This is a genomic window from Thalassobaculum sp. (assembly GCF_040219215.1).
Classification (GTDB): Bacteria; Pseudomonadota; Alphaproteobacteria; order Thalassobaculales; family Thalassobaculaceae; genus Thalassobaculum_A.
Genome location: NZ_JAVJSX010000001.1, coordinates 120,576 through 141,457, shown reverse-complemented (window position 1 = coordinate 141,457; position 20,882 = coordinate 120,576). Strand labels below are relative to the sequence as shown.

The following is a 20,882-nucleotide window of genomic DNA, read 5'->3' as shown; positions in this document are numbered from 1 at the left end:
CGAAACCCTGTGCTACCCGCCCAGCACAACGGTCATGCGGTTGAGCAGTGACGAGCTGGCGGTGTATCGGGCGGCCATGCAGGTCGAAGGCGATCATCGCGACACCGAGGGACCGGATGCACGCGCCTGGTTCACCAAGACCGCCACCGGCGCCATCTGCCGAAGGCCGGCCAACTGGCAGCTCACACTGTTCTTCTGTGCCGCCGTTTCAGATGCCGGCGGTGTCCTGACCAAGGCCCCGCCGCGGCTGTGCTCGTAGCGCGCCCGATGGCTACGACAGAGGCCAGACCGCATCCGGATCGAGCGGATAGACAGGGCGAGGCAGGCCTTTCCAATCGAAGTTCGCGAGGTTCGGCGACGTCAGCCCCGGGACATCGACCTCGCGGATCCGCTCGGGCGGGAACAGATGCTCGAATCCAGCCCGGAAATGACCTCGCGACTTCACCACCACCGACCGGGCGCCGGCGACATCGACGCCGAACGCCTCGAAGAACTCGGTGGAGAGACACTGCTGTCGCTTGCTGATGACCACCAGAGTCACCCCATCGAGCGCGATCACCGCCGTGGCACCGGTATCGACCGATTTGCCGGTGACCATGCCGTGGCGTCCGACAAACCGCCCGTCGTGCAGATGAACCACGCGAGCGTCCCACGACAGTGGTTCGGAGAAGCGGGCGGTTTCCCGCGTGTTCAGTTTGGCGCGGAACTGGTTCCCCTCTCCCGCCGACCGAGCCTGCTCGACCAGCGCCGGATCGAAGAACACGCCGGCGACGCAGCCATGTACACCGGCCTTCAGGAACGCCGCGAGGATATAGGTGGTGTTGCCGCGTCCGCCGCCGCCGGGATTGTCGGCCGGGTCGGCGAACAGCAGAGACGGCGCCATCGGATCCATGCCCGCCGACCGCGCCTGCGCCACTGCGTCGTCGAGCGCGATCATGCGCGGCACGTAGCGATGCCGGTCGGCCCATCCGGCTTTCGCCAGGCTCATCGCGAGCGATTTGGCGTGCTGCGGGTCGTTGCGGGTCGTCACGATCACGGTCATGCCGTTCTTCGGCGTGTCCGCAAACGCGAAGCCCGACAGAATCGTGACGTTCAGCACCCGCTCGTCGATCTTGGTCTGCCCGAGCCGGATCAGGTCGCCGTACGGATGGCCCTCGGCAGTAAGCTGCGTGACCGACGGTGCCACGATCGGCAGGCGCACTCGGTATGATGTTGCGACAACGCCGTCCATCAACTCGTTCAGCACCCGCGCCGCTTCCTGCCCGCGCGCGTAGATGTCGACATGCGGGTTGGTGCGGTAGCCGATCACCGCATCGACGCTGTTCATCATCACGTCGGAGACATTGGCGTGCAGATCGAGGGTCGCGACGACCGGCACCTCCGGCCCGACGACCCGACGCACCAGCGCGAACACCTCGCCGTCGGGATCGTGGGTGTGCGTCGCCGTCGCACCACCATGCTCGGCAATATAGACCCCGTCGATCGTCCCGGCCCGCCTCAACCCTTCTTCGAACTCGGCGAGCAGTTCCTTGAAGAACCCTTCCGCGACCGGACCGGCGGGTTGCGAAGAGGCGTGGACGACCGGCACCGGATGCCAGCGCTTCGCGCCGAACAGACGGTCCATCTCAGCATAGAAACCGGAGATTCCGGCATATATGGCCGGGGTCTCGGCACGTGCCTGGGTGGTGATTTCATCGCCTCGATAGTACCCGCGCTGCTCAAAGTCCCACCGCGCACACGGCGCCGCGAACGCGTTGCTCTCAAGCGCGAAGCCCAGAACTGCGATGCGTTTCATTGGATATCTCCCGGAAGCAGGATGGAGGAGCCAGCCACGGGCTGACCGCTCGCGAAACCGGCATCTTGCCGGCGGCTGACGATCAGAGGTCCCGAACGAAGTCGATGCCGGGGATCGCCTTCACCGCACCGCGAAGCTGGCCCGACACCTTGTAGGCGTCAGGCAGCACGATGCCCACATCCCCCTCGCCGGTGGGCACGACGACACGGATGCGCCCGCGTCCGCGCCCTTCCTGGGCGATCAGCGAACGAAGCGGCTCGAGCGCACGGGTGTCCCGGACATGGATCTCCAGGCCAGCGGCGGTCTGTTCGACCGCCTTGTCCAGCGGCTCCATCCGTGAGGCGAGCAAGCGCATGGCGTCGTCCTCGATGCGGGCATCGGCTTTCACCAGCAATGGAATGCCGGCATCCAGCAACTCGCGGCAGGATGCCAGAACTTCGGAGAACAGCGTCACTTCGAACACGCCGGTGCGATCGGTGAGTTGCACGAAAGCGAAGCGGTTGCCCGACTTCGAAGTGCGGATCTGCTTGCCGACCACGATACCCGCCAAGGTCAGGCGCGTTGATCCGCCCTTGGCACGCGTCTCGGCGAATGCCCTGTCGGACGGGACCACGCTCAGCCGGCCCAGCGATTCGGCATAGGCGTCCAGCGGGTGCGCCGACAGGTAGAACCCGAGCGCATCGAACTCCTCCTTCAGCCGCTCCATCGGCGGCCAGTCCGGCCGATCCTTCAACCGCAGGCGTGTCGGCTCGCGACCGCCGTCCACCGCGAACAGGTTGACCTGGCTCGAGCCTCGTTCGCTGGCGGCGGCGCTGACATGCCGAACCACGGTCTCCAGGCTCTCGAACAGCTCCGCCCGGTTCGGATGCAGGCCGTCGAACGCCCCGGCTTTGACCAGATTCTCGAGCAGGCGCTTGTTGACCTGCTGCGGGTCAGCGCGGTCCGCGAAGTCCCCGAGGGACCTGAATGGCCGGTCCGCATCGCGGGCCGACACCAGCGCGTCCATGGCCGCCCCGCCAACGTTCTTCACCGCCGCAAGCGCATAGCGGATCGCCAAGGTGCCGTCCGGCATCCGCTCAACCGCAAAATCGCGCCGTGAACGGTTGATGTCGGGCGGCAGCAACGGGATCCGCAGCTTCTGCAACTCCTGGCGGAAGGTGTTGAGCTTGTCGGTATTGCCCATGTCGTAGGTCATGGACGCCGCCAGGAACTCGACCGGATGGTTGGCCTTGAGGTAGGCCGTCTGATAGGCGACCAGCGCATAAGCGGCGGCATGGCTCTTGTTGAAACCGTATCCGGCAAAGGCGGCGATCTGGTCGAAGATGCCGCTCGCCTGTCCCTGGTCGACGCCGTTCTCAACCGCGCCGGAAACGAACCGCTCACGCTGGGCGTCCATCTCCTCCTTGATCTTCTTGCCCATGGCCCGGCGCAGCAGGTCGGCGCCGCCGAGGGTATAGCCGGACAACAGCTGTGCGGCCTGCTGGACCTGCTCCTGGTAGATCATGATCCCGAACGTCTCGGTCAGCACCGGCTCCAGCTTCGGGTGCATGTAGTCGGGCTTCTCGTCGCCGTGCTTGCATGCGATGTACTTCGGGATGTTGGCCATAGGCCCGGGCCGGTACAGGGCGACCAGCGCGATGATGTCCTCGAACCGGTCAGGACGCAGCCGGCGCAGCACGTCGCGCATGCCCGAACTTTCAAGCTGGAACACCCCGGTGCTTTCGCCCCTGGCCAGCATCGTATAGGTCGCCTCGTCCTCCAGCGGGATCTTCGCCAGATCCAGCGTGATGCCGCCTTCCTTCAGCAGGTCGACGGCGCGCTGCAGCACGGTCAGGGTCTTCAGGCCAAGGAAGTCGAACTTCACCAGGCCGGCCGGCTCCACCCACTTCATGTTGAACTGGGTGACCGGCATGTCCGAACGCGGGTCACGGTACAGCGGCACCAACTCGGACAGCGGCCGGTCGCCGATCACCACGCCGGCTGCATGAGTCGACGAATTGCGATACATGCCTTCGAGTTGCAGGGCGATCCGGATCAGGTTGGCGACATTCTCGTCGGCGTTGCGCTGGCGGCGCAACTCTTCCTCGGTCGTCACCGCCTGCGCCAGGGTCACCGGGTTGGCCGGGTTGTTTGGCACCAGCTTGCAGATTCGGTCGACCTGCCCATACGGCATCTCCAGCACCCGGCCCACGTCACGCAGCGCGGCACGAGCCTGCAGCTTGCCGAAGGTGATGATCTGCGCGACCCGGTCGCGGCCGTACTTCTCCTGGACGTAGCGGATGACCTCGTCACGCCGGTCCTGGCAGAAATCGATATCGAAGTCCGGCATCGACACACGCTCGGGGTTCAGGAACCGCTCGAACAGCAGCCCCCATCGCAATGGGTCGAGATCGGTGATCAGCAGCGAGTACGCGACCAGAGACCCGGCACCCGATCCGCGTCCCGGTCCGACCGGTATGTTCTGAGCTTTCGCCCATTTGATGAAGTCCGAGACGATCAGGAAGTATCCGGGAAATCCCATCTGCTCGATGACGCCCAGTTCCATCGCCAACCGGTCCCAGTACGGCTTGGCGATCTCCGCGCGCTTGTCGTCCGGGGTGTCTTCAGCAAGGACATAGGCCTCTAGTCGGGCCTGCAACCCCGCCTCTGCCTGGGCCCGGAGTTCCTCTCCCTCCGATCGGCCGCCCTCGGTCTCGAAGCGTGGCAGGATCGGGTCGAGCTTGCGTGGCATGTAGGCGCATCGCCGGGCGATCACGATCGTGTTGTCGACCGCCTCCGGCAGGTCGGCGAACAACTCACGCATCTCCTGCGACGTTTTGAAGCGGTGGTGCGGCGTCACCCGGCGCCGCTTCGGATTGCCTATCGTCGTGCTTCCGGCGATGCAGAGCAGGACATCCTGCGCCTCGTGCATATCCTCGTCGGCGAAGAACACCTCGTTGGTCGCCACCAGAGGGATCCGATGCTCATAGGCCAGATCGATCAACCGTCCCTCGATCCGGTTCTCATCCTCGAGGTAATGCCTCTGAAGCTCGACATAAAGCCGATCGGGAAACAGGCGCTGAAGGTGCAACAGCACCGACGTGGCGTCCGAGTCGCGGCTTTCCAGCAACAGACGACCGACGCCGCCGCGCAGTCCTGCGGTCAGCGCGATCAGGCCGTCCGTGTGGCCTTCCAACTCGTCGAGCGCAACCTGTGGTTCCTCCTCGCCCGAGGTCTCCATGTACGCCCGACTGACGATGCCCATCAGATTGCGGTAGCCGACCTCCGACTGCACCAGCAACAGGAGTTGGTCGGGCGGCACATCGCGGCCCGCGACGACCCGAAGGCCCCGGCGATCGGGTTCGGCCGGGCGCCGTACCGCGAGTTGAACCCCGACGATCGGCTGCACCCGCTCACCCGCGGCGGCAACCGAAAACTCCAATGCGCCGAACAGGTTACCGCTGTCCGTCATCGATACGGCCGGCATGTTGTTCTGCTTCGCCAGCTTCACCAGCTGCTTGGCGTGAATCGCCCCTTCGGCAAGCGAATAAACCGAATGGACGCGCAGGTGGATGAAGTCGGCGTGGCTCATAAATCGGCTCCGAAGGCTGGACGCCGATCATCCCACGGCTTGACCGGCAGGTCATCGGCCGTCCGGCAACGCCGCGTTCAGACCCGGTTCAGCGGCGATCTCGACCACCCCCTTTCAAGCCGACTCGGGGAGGGCTCGTTAACCAGTTGTGATGCCCAGGGTTTACGAACTCTTTACCTGTATCAATGCAAAGTAGGTCCGTACCGAAGAACTTGGTTCGTACCTGAGGCAAAACAGCGTCACCCAATGGCTCCCGTTCTCACCCGGCCAGTCAACATCCCCTTCGAGACCGCAAAGGCGGTGAAGGCGCACGAATCCTATCTGAGCGGCCGCCCCAATGGCCGTCGGCTGGTGCTCAAGGGCGAGAATCTCAACGGGAAAACCCTCGACGGCCTGAAGCTGCAGCGGTCCATCCTGACCGGCGCCACCTTCTCCAAGGCGAGCGCCCGCATGACCGATTTCTCGGACGCGGACCTGTTCGGCTGCGATTTCGCCAACGCTGACTTGCTCTCGGCCAACTTCGAGAAGGCCGACCTGCGCGGCGTCAATTTCGCCATGGCCGACCTGTCCGGCGCTGTCCTGCGGGGCGCCGACATGCGGCCCGGCCAGATCATGGCCTGGGGACAGGAAGAGAAGCGCGAGACCAGCTTTGCGGATGCAACTCTGGATGGCGCCGATTTCTCCGGCTCCGACATGAGCGAGGCAAACCTCTCGGTCAGCAGCGCAAAGGGCGCGGTGTTCCGCGACGTCATGCTGCATGCGGTCAACCTGTCCGGCGCCAACCTGTCAGGCGCCGACCTGTCCGGCTGCAACCTGAAGAACGCCAACCTGACCGGCACGAATCTCGACGGCGCCAACCTGAGGGGCGCCAATCTGGCCGACGCCAACCTGCGCAACGTGGATCTGTCGAAGGCTCTGCTCGACAACACCAACCTGATGGGCGCCATCCATCGGGACGCCGACGTCAGCCTCCCCGAGGAAATCGAGCAGGCGCTGCGCTTCCACAGCACGTGGATCGCCAGCAACGGGCGCCTCGGGATGCGGGCCGAATTCATCGGCAAGGATCTGAGTGGCCTGGACTTCTCAAGCTGCGACGTGCGCGGCGTCTCGTTCGACGAAGCCAATCTGACCGGATCGGCGTTCGTGCGTTCCGAACTGTTCCTGACGTCGTTCCGCAAGGCCATCCTGGAGGGCGCCGACTTCTCGTTGGCCCGGCTTGCCGGAACCAACTTCTCGGAGTGCGTTCTGACCAATGCCAGTTTCGTCGGAGCGCGAATCGAGGGTGCGGAGATCCTGGACCCCAAGGGGCGACGGACCGGCAAGAGCCTGCCCGCGCGTTTCCGCAATGCCGACCTGCGCGACTCCAACTTCGTCGGTGCCATACTGGACGGGGTTGATCTGACGGACAGCGAACAGGCCGGATCGCGGCTGGACCAGTCGACCGTCAAAAAGGCGACAGGCCTCGTCGGCCGCTAGATCCGGTCAGTCCCCGGTCAGCGCCTGAGCTCGGCCACTCTTCCATCGCGGATTTCCAACGTCCGATCCATGGCATGCGCCAGTTCCAGATTGTGCGTGGCGATCAGCGCCGCCAAGCCGGTTGCCCGAACGATCCGGGTCAGTTGGGCGAACACGTCGGACGCGGTCTGCGGGTCGAGATTGCCGGTCGGCTCGTCCGCGAGCAGCACCTGCGGGACGTTGGCGATCGCCCGAACGATCGCGACGCGCTGCTGCTCGCCACCGGACAAACGGGCCGGTCGGTGCCCGCCACGGCGTTCCAGCCCAACCATCTTCAGCAATTGGTCGGCACGCTCTCCCGCCTCCGCGGCTGACAGGCCGGCAACCATCTGCGGGATCATGACATTCTCGCGGGCCGAGAACTCAGGCAGCAGGTGGTGGAACTGATACACGAATCCGATGGAGTCCCGCCGCAGCTTGGTCCGGCCGGAATCGCCCAGCCCGGCGCAATCCTTGCCGTCGATCAGTACCTGACCGCTGGTCGGCGCCTCCAGCAGCCCCGCGATGTGCAACAGGGTCGACTTGCCTGCACCGGACGGTCCGACCAACGCCACGATCTCACCAGGCCGCAGCGCCAGATCGACACCGCGCAGGATCTCCAGGGCGGTATCGCCCGAACCGAAGCGCCGGGTTACGTCCTTCAGCCACAGCACCGGGTCGCTATTCATAACGCAACGCCTCGACCGGATCGATCCGGGCCGCCCGCCACGCCGGATAGATCGTTGCCGCGAAGCTGAGCACCAGGGCCATGGCGATGACCGTGCCCACCTCCCACGGATCGACCTCCGCCGGCATCTTGCTCAGGAAGTAGATCATCGGATCGAAAATCGTCACGCCGGTCAGGGTTTGCAGGCCCTGGCGTATCGCCTCGATGTTCTCGCAGAACAGCAGGCCAAGCGCCGACCCGAACACGGTGCCCAGCACGCCGACGCTGGCGCCAGTCATGAAGAAGATCCGGGTGATCATCCCGCGGGTCGCGCCCATCGTGCGCAGCACCGCGATATCCCGTCCCTTGTCCTTCACCAGCATGATCAACGAGCTGATGATGTTGAACGCAGCCACCAGAATGATTAGCGTCAGGATCAGAAACATCACATTACGTTCGACCTGCAACGCATTGAAAAAGCTTGAGTTCTGTTGTTGCCAGTCAAAGAAATACAGGTCACTCGGCAGGGCTTCCAGGAGCGGGAGACGAAAACGCCGGATGTTGTTCGGGTCGGTGGTGAAGATCTCAAGCGCGTTGACGGTCTGTCCGGACTGGAAGAACACCTGCGCCGCCTCCATCGGCATGTACACGAATGTGTTGTCGTACTCGAACATCCCGACGTTGAAGAGGCCGACGATGTCGTAGGCCTTGGTGCGTGGGACGCTGCCCATCACCGTCACCGCGCTGGTCGGCGATATCAGCGTTACCTTGTCGCCGACCCCCAGGCGCAGCCGCTCGGCCAAGCGCTGCCCCAGGATGATGGCATCGCGGCCCTCAAAGCGATCGAGCGACCCCCCGACGATGTTCTGGGCGACAAGCCGCTTGGCCTTCATGTCGGTCGGCCGCAGGCCGCGGACCACGGCTCCAGATGCCGATCCGTGCGCCACCAGCATCGCCTGGCCTTCGACCTGCGGCGTGACACTGAATATGCCGGGGATCGATGCGACCTGAACCGCGATCTGGTCGAAATCCTCGATGTGGCCGGTCCGGGAATAGACCGCGGCATGGCCGTTCAGCCCCAGGATCCGGCCCATCAGTTCGGCCCGGAATCCGTTCATCACGCTCATCACGATGATCAGCGTCGCAACGCCCAGGCCAATGCCCAGCAGCGAGAACCCGGCAATGACCGAGATGAACCCTTCCTGTCGACGGGCGCGCAGATAGCGCATCGCCAACATCCGCTCGAAGGCCCCGAAGATCATCCGGACAGTCTCCCCGAGGACAACGACGATGACGAGTGGCGGACGATCACCCGATCAGCCGGTTCAGCGCGGCGTCCGGTGTCATCTCGTCCTTCGCGCCGGTCTTGCGGTTTTTCACCTCAACGATGCCGTTTGCCAGCCCGCGCGGTCCGACGACGATCTGCCAAGGCAGGCCGATCAGGTCCATGCCGGCCAGCTTGGCGCCGGGGCGCTCGTCGCGATCGTCCATCAGCACCTCGATCCCGGCCTTCAAGAGCTTGCCGTACAGGTCTTCCGTCGCGGCATCGCAGGCAGCATCGCCGACCTTGAGATTGACCAGACCAACCTTGAACGGCGCGACCGGTTCCGGCCAGACGATGCCGGCATCGTCATGCGACGCCTCGATGATGCCGCCGACGAGGCGCGACACCCCAACGCCGTACGATCCCATGTGGACCGTCACATCCTTGCCGTCCGGGCCAGCCACCCTGGCGCCCAGCGGGTCGGAGTATTTGGTGCCGAAGTAGAAGATGTGCCCGACCTCGATACCGCGCGTGCGGACCAGATCGGCCTCGGCCACCGGACAGGCCGCCGGGTCATGCTTCTCGTCGGTCGCGGCGTAGCGTGCCAGACACGCGTCGACGATCGGCTGCAAGTCAGCATCGTAGTCGACCGTTGCCGGCACCGCGTCGGTGGTCAGCCAGTCCTTGTGGCAAAACACTTCGCTTTCACCGGTGTCCGCCAGAATGATGAACTCGTGGCTCATGTCGCCGCCGATCGGCCCCGAGTCCGCGGCCATCGGGATGGCCTTCAGGCCCAGCCGATCAAAGGTCTTCAGATACGCCACGAACTGCCGGTTATAGGCGCGCTTCGCCGCCTCGAAATCGAGGTCGAACGAATAGGCGTCCTTCATCAGGAATTCGCGGCCGCGCATCACGCCGAAGCGCGGACGAACCTCGTCCCGGAACTTCCACTGGATGTGGTACAGCCGCCCGGGCAGCGCCTTGTAGCTGCGCACGTGGCTGCGGAAGATATCGGTGATCAACTCCTCGTTGGTCGGTCCGAACAGCATATCGCGGTCGTGCCGATCCTTGATGCGGAGCATCTCCTTGCCATAGTCGTCATAGCGCCCGCTCTCGCGCCACAGGTCGGCCGACTGGATGGTCGGCATCAGGACCTCCTGCCAGCCGGCGGCGTCCTGCTCCTCGCGGACCACCTGCTCGATCTTCTTGAGGACACGCAGACCCAGCGGCAGCCAGGAATAGATCCCGGCGCTTGCCTGCTGCATCATCCCGGCGCGCAGCATCAGCCGATGCGAGACGATCTCCGCATCGCGGGGGGTATCCTTCATCGTGGGCAGAAAATATCCGGAAAGGCGCATGACCCTACTCATGTCGAGGCGGCAAGGCGCGCACTCTATGAAAGGGGGTCGGGCGTGTCCAAGGGAAATGCCGCAGGGCGCGGCGCGCACCGCGAATCAGAGACTTGTGCCACGCAGGTTAAAGTTCAGCATCGAAATCCAGAACCGCTCCAAATCCCGGAAAGACGTCCGCGCGCTGCTCAGATCGTCATGGGCGATCTTGGCCTCTGCCAGCGCGATGGCGTGGCGGTCGAACATGTCGTTGATCTGCGCACAGAGCGCCAAACCCTTGTCGGAGAGCCGGACCCGGATCGATCGCCGATCATGCGTCGACCGCTCCTGCACAAGATAGCCGTTCTCGACCATCTTGCGGACGTTGTAGGACACGTTGGAGCCAAGGTAGTAGCCGCGGTTGGTCAACTCACCGACCGTCAACTCTTCCTGTCCGATATTGAACAGGATCAGCGCCTGGATGTTGTTGATGTCCTCAACGCCAATGCGATCAAGCTCGGTCTTCACGACCTCCAGAAACTGCCGGTGCAGCCGCTCGATCAGCTTGATGGCCTCAAGGTACTCGCGTCGGACCACGGAGCCCTCGTCGGTCGATGAAATAACGGTATCGGAGGTCGGCATGTTGGCAGTCTAACCGATCATCTCAACCACGGGAAACCTCACTCGGCATCTAAAGCATTGACCCATTTAAATCAACGGCTTTCGATCCTTGCCGAACAATCATCGCTCACGAAGCATCTGGATGATGCCGGAGAAATCCACCGCGCCGTGGCCGCTTTCCACATATTCCTTAAAGAGTCGCGCCGCTTCGTGGCCAAGCGGCGTACTGGCGCTGGATGCCTCCGCCGCATCCTGCGCCAGCATCAGATCCTTCAGCATCATCGAGGCGGTGAACCCCGGTTTGAAATTCCGATTCGAGGGTGCCGATTCGACGAGGCCTGGCACCGGGCAGTACGACGTCATCGCCCAACTCTGGCCTGACGCCTTCGATGCGATCGCAAACAGCCGCGCGGTATCCAGCCCAAGCTTCTCCGCCATGACGAACGCCTCGCTCACGGCGAGCATCGAGATTCCGAGCATCATGTTGTTGCAGATCTTGGCGGCCTGCCCGTTTCCCGATCCTCCGGCGTGCACGATCGTCTTGCCCATCGCCTGCAGAAACGGCTCGGCGCGCTTGAACGCCGTGTCCGCCCCACCCACCATGAACGTCAGCGTCCCGCCGGCCGCGCCGGCCACGCCACCGGACACCGGGGCATCGACCATCGGCAGCCCGGCCGCTTCCGCATCGGCCGCCACGGCCCGCGCGCTCTCCACGTCGATGGTCGAGCAATCGATCAGCAGCGTACCCTTCGGGACGCGCCCGATCACCGACTCGCTGTAGACCGTCCGCACGTGCTCACCGGCCGGCAGCATGGTCACGATCACGTCCGCGCCATCCACGGCCCCCGCGGCACTGGTCGCCGCGACACCACCGCCGGCGGCCAGCGCCTGGGTCTGCTTTTCGGACATGTCGAAGCCCCGGACCGCATGGCCCGCCTTGGTCAGATTCAGGGCCATGGGCAGGCCCATGTTGCCCAGTCCGATGAAACCGATTGTCGCCATGCTCACTTCTCCCTCGGTCCGAGTCGTATCGGTGCGGTCACCGGCGATGCTCGTGGTGCGCGGTCTTCCGGTCAAGCCAACGTCACAGCGAGAACTCGCGGCCCGGAATTGCCGCAAAGTACTGGTCGACGAGGCTGTCGGTTACGCCGGCCAGGGAATTGGGCTGCCATTTCGGTGCATGGTCCTTGTCGACCAGTATCGCCCGCACCCCTTCAAAGAACTCGGTGCCCGCCATGCAGTGCTGTGACATGCGGTACTCCATGGCCAGCACGTCGGCCAGGCTGGACATGTCCCGGCCACGCCGCAACTGCTCGAAGCTGATCTTGAGGCTGGTCGGGCATTTGTGGCGCAACGTTGCCGCAGTCTCGCGGGCGAAGTCGGAGCCTGAGGCAGTCTCCCGGTCGAGCGACTCGAGGATTGCCTCCACCGACGCCGCCGAGAAGCAACGATCGATCAACGGCCGGTGCTCCGCCATCGGGTCGGCGCCGGGCGCCTCGGCAAACCGCCCCAGGACATCGTTGATCGCCGACCGGCCATCGTCTGACTCGCTGATCGTCGTGGCAAGCGCCGCTTCCAGCCCCTCCAGACGTGCGCTCGGCACGTAATGCGAGGCAATTCCGAGGGCAACGGCGCCGGCCGCGTCGAGTCGCGCGCCAGTCAGCGCCAGATACAACCCCATCGCACCCGGCAAGCGCGGAAGGAACCAGCCACCGCCGACATCGGGGAACAGCCCGATGGTGGTCTCCGGCATCGCGAACATCAGCCGCTCGGTCACGATCCGGTGCGAGCCATGCACCGACAGGCCAACGCCGCCGCCCATCGTCACGCCGTCCAGAATCGCAACATAGGGCTTCGAGAACGCATGGATGGTGTGGTTCAGACGATACTCCTCCAGGAAGAATGTCTGCGACAGTTCGGACGGCCCCTTCCCGCCCAGATCGTCGACGATCGAGCGGTACACGGCCCGGACATCGCCCCCAGCGCAGAACGCCTTCTCGCCCTCGCCCTTGATGATGACGGCCTTGATCGCGTCGTCGTCGTCCCAGGCTTCCAGCCGAGGGTGCATGGCGCGGATCATATCCAGGGTAAGGGCATTCAACGCCTTGGGGCGGGCCAACTCGATGGTGGCCAGCCCGCCCTCTGCGGCGAAGCGGATTTCGTCAGACACAGTCGTCTCCAGAACGCGGGTCAGGTGTGGTCGGCGGCGGTCATTCGGCCAGCAGCTTGCGGCCGATGATCACGCGCATGATCTCGTTGGTTCCTTCCAGGATTCGGTGCACCCGCAGGTCGCGCAGCAGACGTTCCACGGGGAAATCCTTGAGGTAGCCGTAGCCACCATGAAGTTGCAGCGCCTCGTCGACGATCTTGAACCCAATGTCGGTGGCAAAGCGCTTGGCCATGGCGGCGTGCTGCGTGGCATCCGGCGACTTGGCGTCCAAGCTTGCAGCCGCGCGATGGGTCAGCAACCGCGCGGCATCCAACTCGGTCGCCATATCGGCGAGCCGGAACTGGGTTGCCTGGAAGTCGGCGATCGGCTTGCCGAACTGCTTGCGCTCCTTCACGTAGCCGAGCGCCTGTTCGAGCGCCGCCCGCGCGCCGCCGAGCGAGCAGGCGGCAATGTTGATGCGGCCGCCATCCAGTCCCTGCATGGCAATGCGGAATCCCTCGCCTTCCGCTCCGACCAGGTTCTCCGCCGGAACCTTGCAGTCCTCGAACGTCACCATGGCGGTCGGCTGGCTGTTCCAGCCGAGCTTGCGTTCCTTCTTGCCGAAACTCAGCCCCGGTGTGTCCTTCTCCACCAGGATGCAGGATACACCCTTTGGCCCCTCGCCCCCGGTCCGGCACATCACTGCGTAGACGTCACTGGTACCGGCGCCGGAGATGAACGCCTTGCCGCCGTTCAGCATGTAGTGGGAGTTGCCGACCTTCTCGGCCCTGGTCTTCAGGGCGGCGGCGTCGGAGCCGGAGCCAGGCTCCGTGAGGCAGTAGCTGGCGACGGTCTCCATCGACGTGAGCGACGGCAGGAAGCGCTGGCGTACATCCTCGGAGCCGAACCGGTCGACCATCCAGGAAACCATGTTGTGGATCGACAGGAAGGCCGCGGTCGACACGCAGCCGGCCGACAGCTCCTCGAAGATCAGTGCCGCATCGAGCCGGCCGAGGCCGGAGCCGCCGACATCATCCCGTACGTAGATGCCGGCGAGGCCAAGGGCGGCCGCTTCCTTCAGGACGTCGACCGGAAACACCTCTTCGGCATCCCAGGCGGCCGCGTTCGGCGCGAGTTTCTCCTGCGCGAACGCGCGTGCCATGTCCCGGATCGCCTGCTGCTCTTCGGTGAGCGCAAAATCCATGATCCGCCTCCGCTACCGTCGCAATACCGCGGATATGCGGACTTGCTTACCCGCCTGTCAACGCTGCCCCCGCGTCAACCGGGACACCGTGCCGCGGATCGGGAAATTGCAACCTGGGTCGCGCGGCTTATGATCGCCGAAAATCGCATCCGCGCGGCGGGGCTGAGGAGAGGGCGATGCCGTTCAACGGACGACCGAAGATTTCGAGCAGGACCGGCACACCGGCGCCCAGTTTCCCGACGACTCGCATGCGGCGCAATCGCCGGACCGACTGGTCGCGCCGGCTGGTGGCGGAGAACCAACTCAGCGTCGACGATCTGATCTGGCCGGTGTTCGTGCATGCCGGTGATGAACCGAAGGTCCCGATCCCCTCGATGCCTGGCGTGGTTCGGCACTCCGTCGAGGCCCTGGTGGACGCCGCCGGCGAAGCCGCCGCCCTCGGCATTCCGATGATTGCCGTGTTTCCACACGTCGAGGCCACGTTGAAGGATCCCGAAGGCAGCAACGCCGTCGATCCCGACAACGTCGTGTGCCAGGCGGTCCGCGCAATCAAGGCCGCCAATCTCGACATCGGCGTGATGTGCGACGCCGCCCTGGACCCTTTCACCTCGCACGGACATGACGGGCTGCTGCGTGGCGAGGAGATCCTCAATGATGAGACGGTCGAGGTGCTGGTTCGGCAATCCCTGATCCAGGCCGAAGCCGGCTGCGACGTGATCTCGCCGTCCGACATGATGGACGGCCGGATCCACGCCATCCGCACCGCCCTTGATGCGGCCGGCCACACCCATGTCCAGATCATGGCATACGCGGCCAAGTATTCGTCCGGGTTCTACGGACCGTTCCGGGATGCCGTCGGCTCGGCCTCCACGCTGGGCAAGGGCTCGAAGGCGACGTACCAGATGGCGCCATCGAACGGTGACGAGGCGCTGCGCGAGGTCGCGCTGGACATCGCCGAAGGCGCCGACATGGTGATGGTGAAGCCAGGCATGCCCTATCTGGACATCGTCCGCCGGGTGAAAGACACCTTCGGGGTCCCGACCTTCGCCTATCAGGTCTCGGGCGAGTACGCGATGCTGCGGGCCGCTGACGAGCGCGGCTGGCTCGACGGCGACCGGGTGATTCTGGAGTCGCTGATGGGCTTCAAGCGGGCCGGCGCCGACGGCGTGCTGACGTATTTCGCGGTCGAAGTCGCGCAGCGCCTGCGGAACGGGTGAACGGTCAACCGGTCAATCGGCGCAGGTAATCGACCATACAGTCGTCCGACCACACCCGCCCGCCGACCGCGTGGAAACCCACATGCCCGCCACGCCGCGGCAGCAGCGGCGTCAGGTTCGGGTTTCCCGCCCAATCATACTCCCTGTACGCCGCACCGGGGATCCAGGGGTCGTCCAGCGCGTGAATCACCAGTGTCGGCACTGGGATCGCCGGCATGAACCGTCCGGCCGAGCACTGGGAATAGTAGTGGGCGGCATCGGCGAACCCGTTGCGCGGCGCGGTGAACCGGTCGTCAAACTCGATGATGCTGCGGACCCCGGCCAAGGCCGCGCGGATCGCGGGCATCAGTTCGCCGGGGGCCTGCGCCAGTTCCTGTTTCATACGGGCCAGCAGCCGACGGTGGTAGACCCGGTTTCGCGGCGAGCCGAGTTGCGCCGCCGCCGCGGCTAGATCAATGGGAGCCGAAACCGAAACCGCAGCGCGGATCGGGAATGCATCGCCGAACTCAGCCAGCCCTTTGAGCAACACGTTGGCGCCCAGCGACCAGCCCACAGTCACCAGGCCGTTGCCGGTCAGGCTCGACGGCAACTGGTTGAGCACGGCCTTCAGATCCTGCGAGCGTCCGGAGTGATACTGCTCGCGGCAGATTTTCCGGCACGGCCCGGCACCCCGAAGGTTCAGGCGCAGAACCGGGAACCCGGCGTCCAGCAACCGCCCAGCGGCCCTCAGGACGTATCGGCTGTCGGCACATCCGGTCAGGCCGTGCAGCAGCACCGCCAGCGGGCGCGACCGCTCCGCCGCCCGCGGACGCTCCAGCATCCCGGACAGGATGTCGCCGGTGCCATCGGGCATCGGAAACTCGAGAATTGTCGTCTCGGCCGGATCGTGCGGATCGTTCGCCGGCATCACGACATCGCGTACCGTCTGCAAATCGCCGCCGATCCATGGCAGGCGCGGCCGGAAAGTCGGAAACGACACCGATGACCGCGCCGTCGGCGCGGCACTGTCAATCGACATCGGCCGTCTCGTCCTCTTCGGAGTCGTCAAACGACAGGAGCCACTCGTGTACGACCTTGATCTGCTCCTCGCTCATCAACGCCGGCGCATGCCCGCACCCGGAAAACTCGACCAGTTCGGCCTTCGGGCCGCGTCGGGTCATCTCCCTGGCGGTCTCGCGGGTCAGCAAGTCCGAATGCTCGCCACGCAGCACCAGGACCGGGCAGGTTATTGCATCCCAGACAGACCAGAGATCGACATCGTTCATCGCCTGCTGGAACACGTCGCCGATGGCCGGATCGTAATGCAGCGCATAGGTGCCGTTCTCCTGGCGGATCGCCGAGTGCAGGGTAAGCTCCGACCAACCCAATTCATCCGGGATCCCGAAATCGGCATAGATGGTCTGAAAATACGCGGCCGCTTCCTGCAGATTTCGGAAACGCGGATCCTTGCCGACGTGCTCACCAATACGCTCCAGCGCACCCTTCGGAATGAACGGTCCTACGTCGTTCAGCACCAGTCGTCTGATCGGGCTCTCAGGCTGGGCCGCCATCAGCATGCCGATCAACCCGCCCATCGACGTGCCGACCAGATCCACAGATTCGAGGCCGCGGTAGTCCAGGAAGGCGGCCATGTGCTTCAGATAGGTCGGATAGGTGTATGCCGTCTTGTCCGCGAGCCAGCCGGAGCGGCCCCGCCCCGCCACATCGACCTCGATCACGCGGAAATCCCGGGCCATACCGGTCGCCAGGCGGTCGAAATCGCGGCCATTCCGCGTCAGACCATGCACACACACCACGACCCGTTCGCGCGAGCGGGAGCCGAAATCGGTAAAGGCAAGCCAGACCGTTCCGTTGTCGTCGGTGTAGGGAAAGCTGCCGGCATTCGGACGCATGGGCACCTCTGGAGACGGTCGCGCGGATCGGCAGTGTCCGGCGGTTGGTCCGCAAGTTCAACTGGGGCGTTGCGTGAAACAGCGCACCCCCGGATACGGAACCGGGCCACCGTCGCAATGGTTCCCCTGCCAGGATCATCAAACCAGGGAGTATCCAGCGATGGCTGAAGCCACGAAGGCCGCCAACGACGTCCAGGCTGAGTTTGACGCACTGCGTCGCGACGTGGCCAACCTGACCGACGCCGTTGGCCGACTGCTCAACGAGTCATCAGACGATATCAAGGCCCGCGCCCGTGAGCGCGTCCAGCAGACCGCGACGGCAGCCCAGCAGGCGGCCGGCGCCGCCGGCACCAAGGTGACGGACTTTGTCGACGAACGGCCGGCGACATCCCTGCTGATCGCCTTCGGGGCCGGGTTGCTGTTCGGGTCGTTCTTCCGGCGTTCCTGACGTGACGCTTCCGTTCATCCCGATCCTGAAGCAGCTCGCGCAGGACCGACTTCGGGAGGCGGTATGGAGTGCCGTCACCGCCATGGTCTTGGCGGTTGCCGCACTGACGTCTGCCGGGCTGGGCGTTGCCGCCGGTATCGTCGTCACCGCCGAACGCGTTGGGCTGGTCCCGGCCCTGCTGGCCTGGGCCGGCGGCTTCCTGACGGTCGCACTGATCATCATCGGCGCACGACAGATCAGTCATCGCCGCAGGCGCATCCGCAAGCTGGAGCTTGCAGCTGCCCGCTCCTCCAGCGAGCCTTCGGCGGCCGAGTTTGGCGCCTCGATGCTGTCAAATGCGGCCTTCAAGGCCGGTGTCGATGCCAGAAACCGCATCTCTCCGCTGGGTGCCGTGGCAGCCGCGTTCGCCGTTGGCGCGTTGATTGCGGGCACCAAACGCTGACATTCAGAGTTCGGAGGAATGACAAGAGGGGGACGACCGGTGTCGTCCCCCTCTTGTCATTGCGATCATCGCTCCAGGCGCCACGCGCTGGCGCCCGTCGTTGCCATGACGACCAGCGGTACCGCCAGGATTGCCCCAGGCGTTCCCCACAGCCACGCCCCGAAGGCAATTGCAACCAGCGTGGCCAGTGGACTCATCAGGAAACGCCTCTCCATCACCAGCGGCATCCCGAAATTGGCCTCGATCACGTTGAGGCCGATCAGCACCGCGGGCGGAATCAGCGCCGCCTCGAACGACGGATAAATCACCAACCCAGCCAGGAACGACACGACCTGAAGGATCAGCGGGCCAATGTACGGAACGAAGTTCAGCACGGCCATCGCCGCCCCCCAAGCCAACGGCTCGGGCATTCCCGCGATGTAGAAGGCGATCGCGGTCGCAGCTCCCAGCGTCAGGTTGATCATCGACACGGACAGGAGGTACGAAGCGGCGTTGTTCTGAACCAGTCGGCAAACTCGGGCCGCCCGGAACCGGGCCCGTTGTGACGGCGCCCACCGTATGATGATGCGCTGCATGCCTCGGCGGTCGCGCACGAAGAAGAATACCAGCACGAGCATGAACACGATCTGCGCGATGACCTTCGGCGTGGAACTGATCAGCTGTCCCACGGCTCCTCCGCCTTCGCGTACCACGACATGGCCACCGTCCGGCTGACGACCACCGAGCGAGAGCAGCTCTTCGACCGTTTTCGACCAACGCTTCACCGCCTCCATCGACAGCGCGATGCTGCGCAGCTTGTACTCGACTCGGTACGCCAAGGTTGGAAAGTCCTCGGACAGGCGCTGAACCGTCGGCACCGCCACGAACAGCAGGCTGAGGATCACCACGAACGCCAGTACGAATGCTGCAAAGGCGGCAACCGAGTTCGGAAACATGAAACGGCGCATCAGATAGCGCGATACCGGTGTCAGGACGATTGCAAGGACCATTGCCCCGACGATCGGAATAACGACGTCCTGCGCCACGTGCAGCGCGGCGACAAAGATGCAGATGGCGGCCCCCCACACCGCAAAGGACAGGCTCGGCAGCCGCTCCTCCAATGTCAGCATTCTCGTGGGTTCGCCCCTGGGCATCCGATCGTCCCCCTGTTTCCCTCGGTCGCGGCGTCGCTTTCGCGCGCCGTACAGGAGGAGAACCGTCCGCGTGACCTTTGGCTCCCTAGGAACAGCAATGAGTTGCCGTGGTTCTTTCGGCGGCCAGGCTTCCGTGCCAGAAAGGGCACCCCTGCCCCCGAATCGTTCGCAACGGAGCCGCACCAATGATCATGATCCTGCTGGCGCTGCATGCTCTCTCGGCCGTCGTCTGGGTCGGCGGGATGTTCTTCGCCTATGTCGTGCTTCGCCCTTCGATTGCCGGTATCGAGCCAGCGCCGGAGCGCGCCCGGCTGTGGAGCCGGGTGTTCGCCCGTTTCTTTCCCTGGGTGTGGGTCGCGGTGTTCACCCTACCGACCACCGGGTATGCCCTGATCTTCGGCTTGCACGGTGGAATGGCCGGCGTCGGCCCCCATGTGCATCTGATGCAAGGCCTGGGTTGGGCGATGTTCCTGTTGTTCGGTCATCTGTACTTCGCGTCGTGGCGCCGGTTCCGCGCCGTGGTCGACACCGGCGATCTCCAGGCTGCGGGCCCGGCACTGGCCGGTATTCGCAGGATCGTCGCGATTAATCTCATTTTGGGACTGATCGTGGTCACCATCGCCGCGACCGGTCGTTATTGGCCGCAGTAGCGGCTGCATGTTATGTCCCAGACCACGCATCGACCTGAACCCGCCTCGTCCGGAGAATCCATGGCCGTCCCGATCCCCGAGTCCGTCGGCACCACCCTGGAGCTGTTGACCGCCGGCAGCTACGTGGCCGACCGCTCGCTGGCAACCGCGTTGCATCTCGCGCTCAGCCTGCAGCGTCCGCTGTTCCTGGAAGGCGAGGCAGGCGTCGGCAAGACCGAGATCGCCAAGGTGTTGTCCGAGCAGCTCGGGCGGCGACTGATCCGACTGCAATGCTATGAAGGCCTGGACATCGCATCCGCCGTCTACGAGTGGAACTACGCCCGTCAGATGGTTGAGATCCGGCTGGCCGAAGCGGCGGGCGGCGCCGACCGCGAGGCGCTGGCCCGCGATATCTTCGACGACCGGTTCCTGATCAAGCGGCCGATCCTGCAGGCGCTGGAACCCGACGAGCGCGGCGCGCCGGTTCTGCTGATTGACGAGCTCGACCGCACCGACGAGCCGTTCGAGGCGTTCCTTCTGGAAGTGCTTTCTGACTTCCAGGTCACGATCCCGGAACTCGGCCCGATGAAGGCCGCGACTCCGCCGATCGTCATCATCACCTCGAACCGCACCCGCGAGATCCACGACGCGCTGAAACGTCGGTGCTTCTACTACTGGGTGGACTACCCCAGCGCCGCGCGCGAACGCGAGATCCTGCGGGTGAAGGTACCCGAGGCTCCGGCGGAACTGTCGCGTCAGGTCGTCGCTTTCGTGCACGAACTGCGCAAGATGGACCTGTTCAAGCTGCCGGGCGTCGCCGAGACCATCGACTGGGTGCATGCGCTGGTGCAGTTGGACCACCTCTCGCTCGACCCGGCCGCCATCGAGAACACCCTGGGCGTCCTGCTGAAGTACCAGGACGACATCGCCAAGATCCAAGGCAGCGAGGCCACCCGCATCCTGAACCAGATCAAGACCGAGCTAGCCGGCGCCGCGGCTGTGGCTTGATCCGCCCTATCGCGCCGAAG

Annotated in this window: 19 protein-coding genes; 7 read left to right on the top strand and 12 right to left on the bottom strand. The window is 64.8% G+C overall.

Annotation, left to right across the window (positions count from 1 at the left end; translation table 11 throughout):
* The first annotated feature begins 34 nt into the window (after positions 1 to 34).
* Positions 35 to 259 carry a hypothetical protein gene (locus RIC54_RS00750; RefSeq protein ID WP_350097780.1) on the top strand — a complete coding sequence of 75 codons (225 nt, stop codon included), beginning with the start codon at positions 35 to 37 and terminating at the stop codon, positions 257 to 259.
* Positions 260 to 271: 12 nt separating this feature from the next.
* Here the strand turns inward: RIC54_RS00750 and RIC54_RS00745 are convergent, their stop codons facing one another.
* Positions 272 to 1,795 (bottom strand): M81 family metallopeptidase, encoded by a 1,524-nt coding sequence (locus RIC54_RS00745; protein ID WP_350097782.1) that lies wholly within the window; start codon positions 1,793 to 1,795, stop codon positions 272 to 274.
* Between the two features lie 82 nt (positions 1,796 to 1,877).
* Positions 1,878 to 5,366 carry a DNA polymerase III subunit alpha gene (gene dnaE / locus RIC54_RS00740; protein ID WP_350097784.1) on the bottom strand — a complete coding sequence of 1,163 codons (3,489 nt, stop codon included), beginning with the start codon at positions 5,364 to 5,366 and terminating at the stop codon, positions 1,878 to 1,880.
* A gap of 246 nt (positions 5,367 to 5,612) precedes the next feature.
* Between dnaE and RIC54_RS00735 the strand changes: the two genes are divergently transcribed.
* Positions 5,613 to 6,842, top strand: coding sequence for a pentapeptide repeat-containing protein (locus RIC54_RS00735; RefSeq protein WP_350097786.1), 1,230 nt, complete (start codon positions 5,613 to 5,615; stop codon positions 6,840 to 6,842).
* A gap of 17 nt (positions 6,843 to 6,859) precedes the next feature.
* On the opposite strand, the gene RIC54_RS00730 is transcribed toward RIC54_RS00735, so the two are convergent.
* From RIC54_RS00730 to RIC54_RS00700, 7 genes are all read right to left on the bottom strand, one after another.
* Positions 6,860 to 7,549, bottom strand: a complete 690-nt coding sequence (locus RIC54_RS00730; RefSeq protein ID WP_350097788.1) for an ABC transporter ATP-binding protein — start codon at positions 7,547 to 7,549, stop codon at positions 6,860 to 6,862.
* A complete protein-coding gene (locus RIC54_RS00725; protein ID WP_350097790.1) occupies positions 7,542 to 8,789 on the bottom strand; it encodes a lipoprotein-releasing ABC transporter permease subunit in 1,248 nt (415 codons plus the stop codon). Before RIC54_RS00725 ends, RIC54_RS00730 begins: the two co-directional genes overlap by 8 nt.
* Positions 8,790 to 8,835: 46 nt before the next feature.
* Complete coding sequence (proS, locus tag RIC54_RS00720) at positions 8,836 to 10,149, bottom strand: proline--tRNA ligase (RefSeq protein WP_350097792.1); 1,314 nt, start codon at positions 10,147 to 10,149, stop codon at positions 8,836 to 8,838.
* Between the two features lie 96 nt (positions 10,150 to 10,245).
* Positions 10,246 to 10,716 (bottom strand): MarR family winged helix-turn-helix transcriptional regulator, encoded by a 471-nt coding sequence (locus RIC54_RS00715; RefSeq protein WP_350097794.1) that lies wholly within the window; start codon positions 10,714 to 10,716, stop codon positions 10,246 to 10,248.
* 144 nt (positions 10,717 to 10,860) lie between these two features.
* Complete coding sequence (gene mmsB / locus RIC54_RS00710; RefSeq protein WP_350098067.1) at positions 10,861 to 11,790, bottom strand: 3-hydroxyisobutyrate dehydrogenase; 930 nt, start codon at positions 11,788 to 11,790, stop codon at positions 10,861 to 10,863.
* Positions 11,791 to 11,824: 34 nt separating this feature from the next.
* Positions 11,825 to 12,910 carry an enoyl-CoA hydratase/isomerase family protein gene (locus tag RIC54_RS00705; protein ID WP_350097796.1) on the bottom strand — a complete coding sequence of 362 codons (1,086 nt, stop codon included), beginning with the start codon at positions 12,908 to 12,910 and terminating at the stop codon, positions 11,825 to 11,827.
* Between the two features lie 40 nt (positions 12,911 to 12,950).
* Entirely contained in the window at positions 12,951 to 14,093 is a 1,143-nt protein-coding gene (locus tag RIC54_RS00700) for an isobutyryl-CoA dehydrogenase (protein ID WP_350097798.1), read from the bottom strand.
* Positions 14,094 to 14,341: 248 nt separating this feature from the next.
* Between RIC54_RS00700 and hemB the strand changes: the two genes are divergently transcribed.
* On the top strand, positions 14,342 to 15,310 hold the full coding sequence (hemB, locus tag RIC54_RS00695) for a porphobilinogen synthase (protein ID WP_502989708.1): 969 nt from the start codon (positions 14,342 to 14,344) through the stop codon (positions 15,308 to 15,310).
* A 4-nt stretch (positions 15,311 to 15,314) separates the two neighbouring features.
* Here hemB and RIC54_RS00690 read toward each other — a convergent pair whose 3' ends face one another.
* Both RIC54_RS00690 and RIC54_RS00685 read right to left on the bottom strand, forming a co-directional pair.
* A complete protein-coding gene (locus RIC54_RS00690) occupies positions 15,315 to 16,328 on the bottom strand; it encodes a YheT family hydrolase (protein ID WP_350097802.1) in 1,014 nt (337 codons plus the stop codon).
* On the bottom strand, positions 16,318 to 17,202 hold the full coding sequence (locus RIC54_RS00685) for an alpha/beta fold hydrolase (RefSeq protein ID WP_350097804.1): 885 nt from the start codon (positions 17,200 to 17,202) through the stop codon (positions 16,318 to 16,320). The genes RIC54_RS00690 and RIC54_RS00685 overlap by 11 nt, the downstream gene beginning before the upstream one ends.
* Positions 17,203 to 17,362: 160 nt before the next feature.
* On the opposite strand from RIC54_RS00685, the gene RIC54_RS00680 reads away from it, so the two are divergent.
* Together RIC54_RS00680 and RIC54_RS00675 are read left to right on the top strand one after the other, a co-directional pair.
* The gene (locus RIC54_RS00680) at positions 17,363 to 17,650 is read left to right on the top strand and encodes a hypothetical protein (protein WP_350097806.1); all 288 of its coding nucleotides are present in this window, start codon (positions 17,363 to 17,365) and stop codon (positions 17,648 to 17,650) included.
* Between the two features lies 1 nt (position 17,651).
* Positions 17,652 to 18,092: a hypothetical protein gene (locus tag RIC54_RS00675; RefSeq protein WP_350097808.1), complete on the top strand. Its 441-nt coding sequence runs from the start codon at positions 17,652 to 17,654 to the stop codon at positions 18,090 to 18,092.
* A gap of 65 nt (positions 18,093 to 18,157) precedes the next feature.
* On the opposite strand, the gene RIC54_RS00670 is transcribed toward RIC54_RS00675, so the two are convergent.
* On the bottom strand, positions 18,158 to 19,201 hold the full coding sequence (locus RIC54_RS00670) for an AI-2E family transporter (RefSeq protein ID WP_350097810.1): 1,044 nt from the start codon (positions 19,199 to 19,201) through the stop codon (positions 18,158 to 18,160).
* 209 nt (positions 19,202 to 19,410) lie between these two features.
* Here RIC54_RS00670 and RIC54_RS00665 point away from each other — a divergent pair, with 209 nt between their 5' ends.
* Complete coding sequence (locus RIC54_RS00665) at positions 19,411 to 19,875, top strand: CopD family protein (protein WP_350097812.1); 465 nt, start codon at positions 19,411 to 19,413, stop codon at positions 19,873 to 19,875.
* Between the two features lie 60 nt (positions 19,876 to 19,935).
* The gene (locus RIC54_RS00660) at positions 19,936 to 20,862 is read left to right on the top strand and encodes an AAA family ATPase (protein ID WP_350097814.1); all 927 of its coding nucleotides are present in this window, start codon (positions 19,936 to 19,938) and stop codon (positions 20,860 to 20,862) included.
* Positions 20,863 to 20,882: the final 20 nt, after the last annotated feature.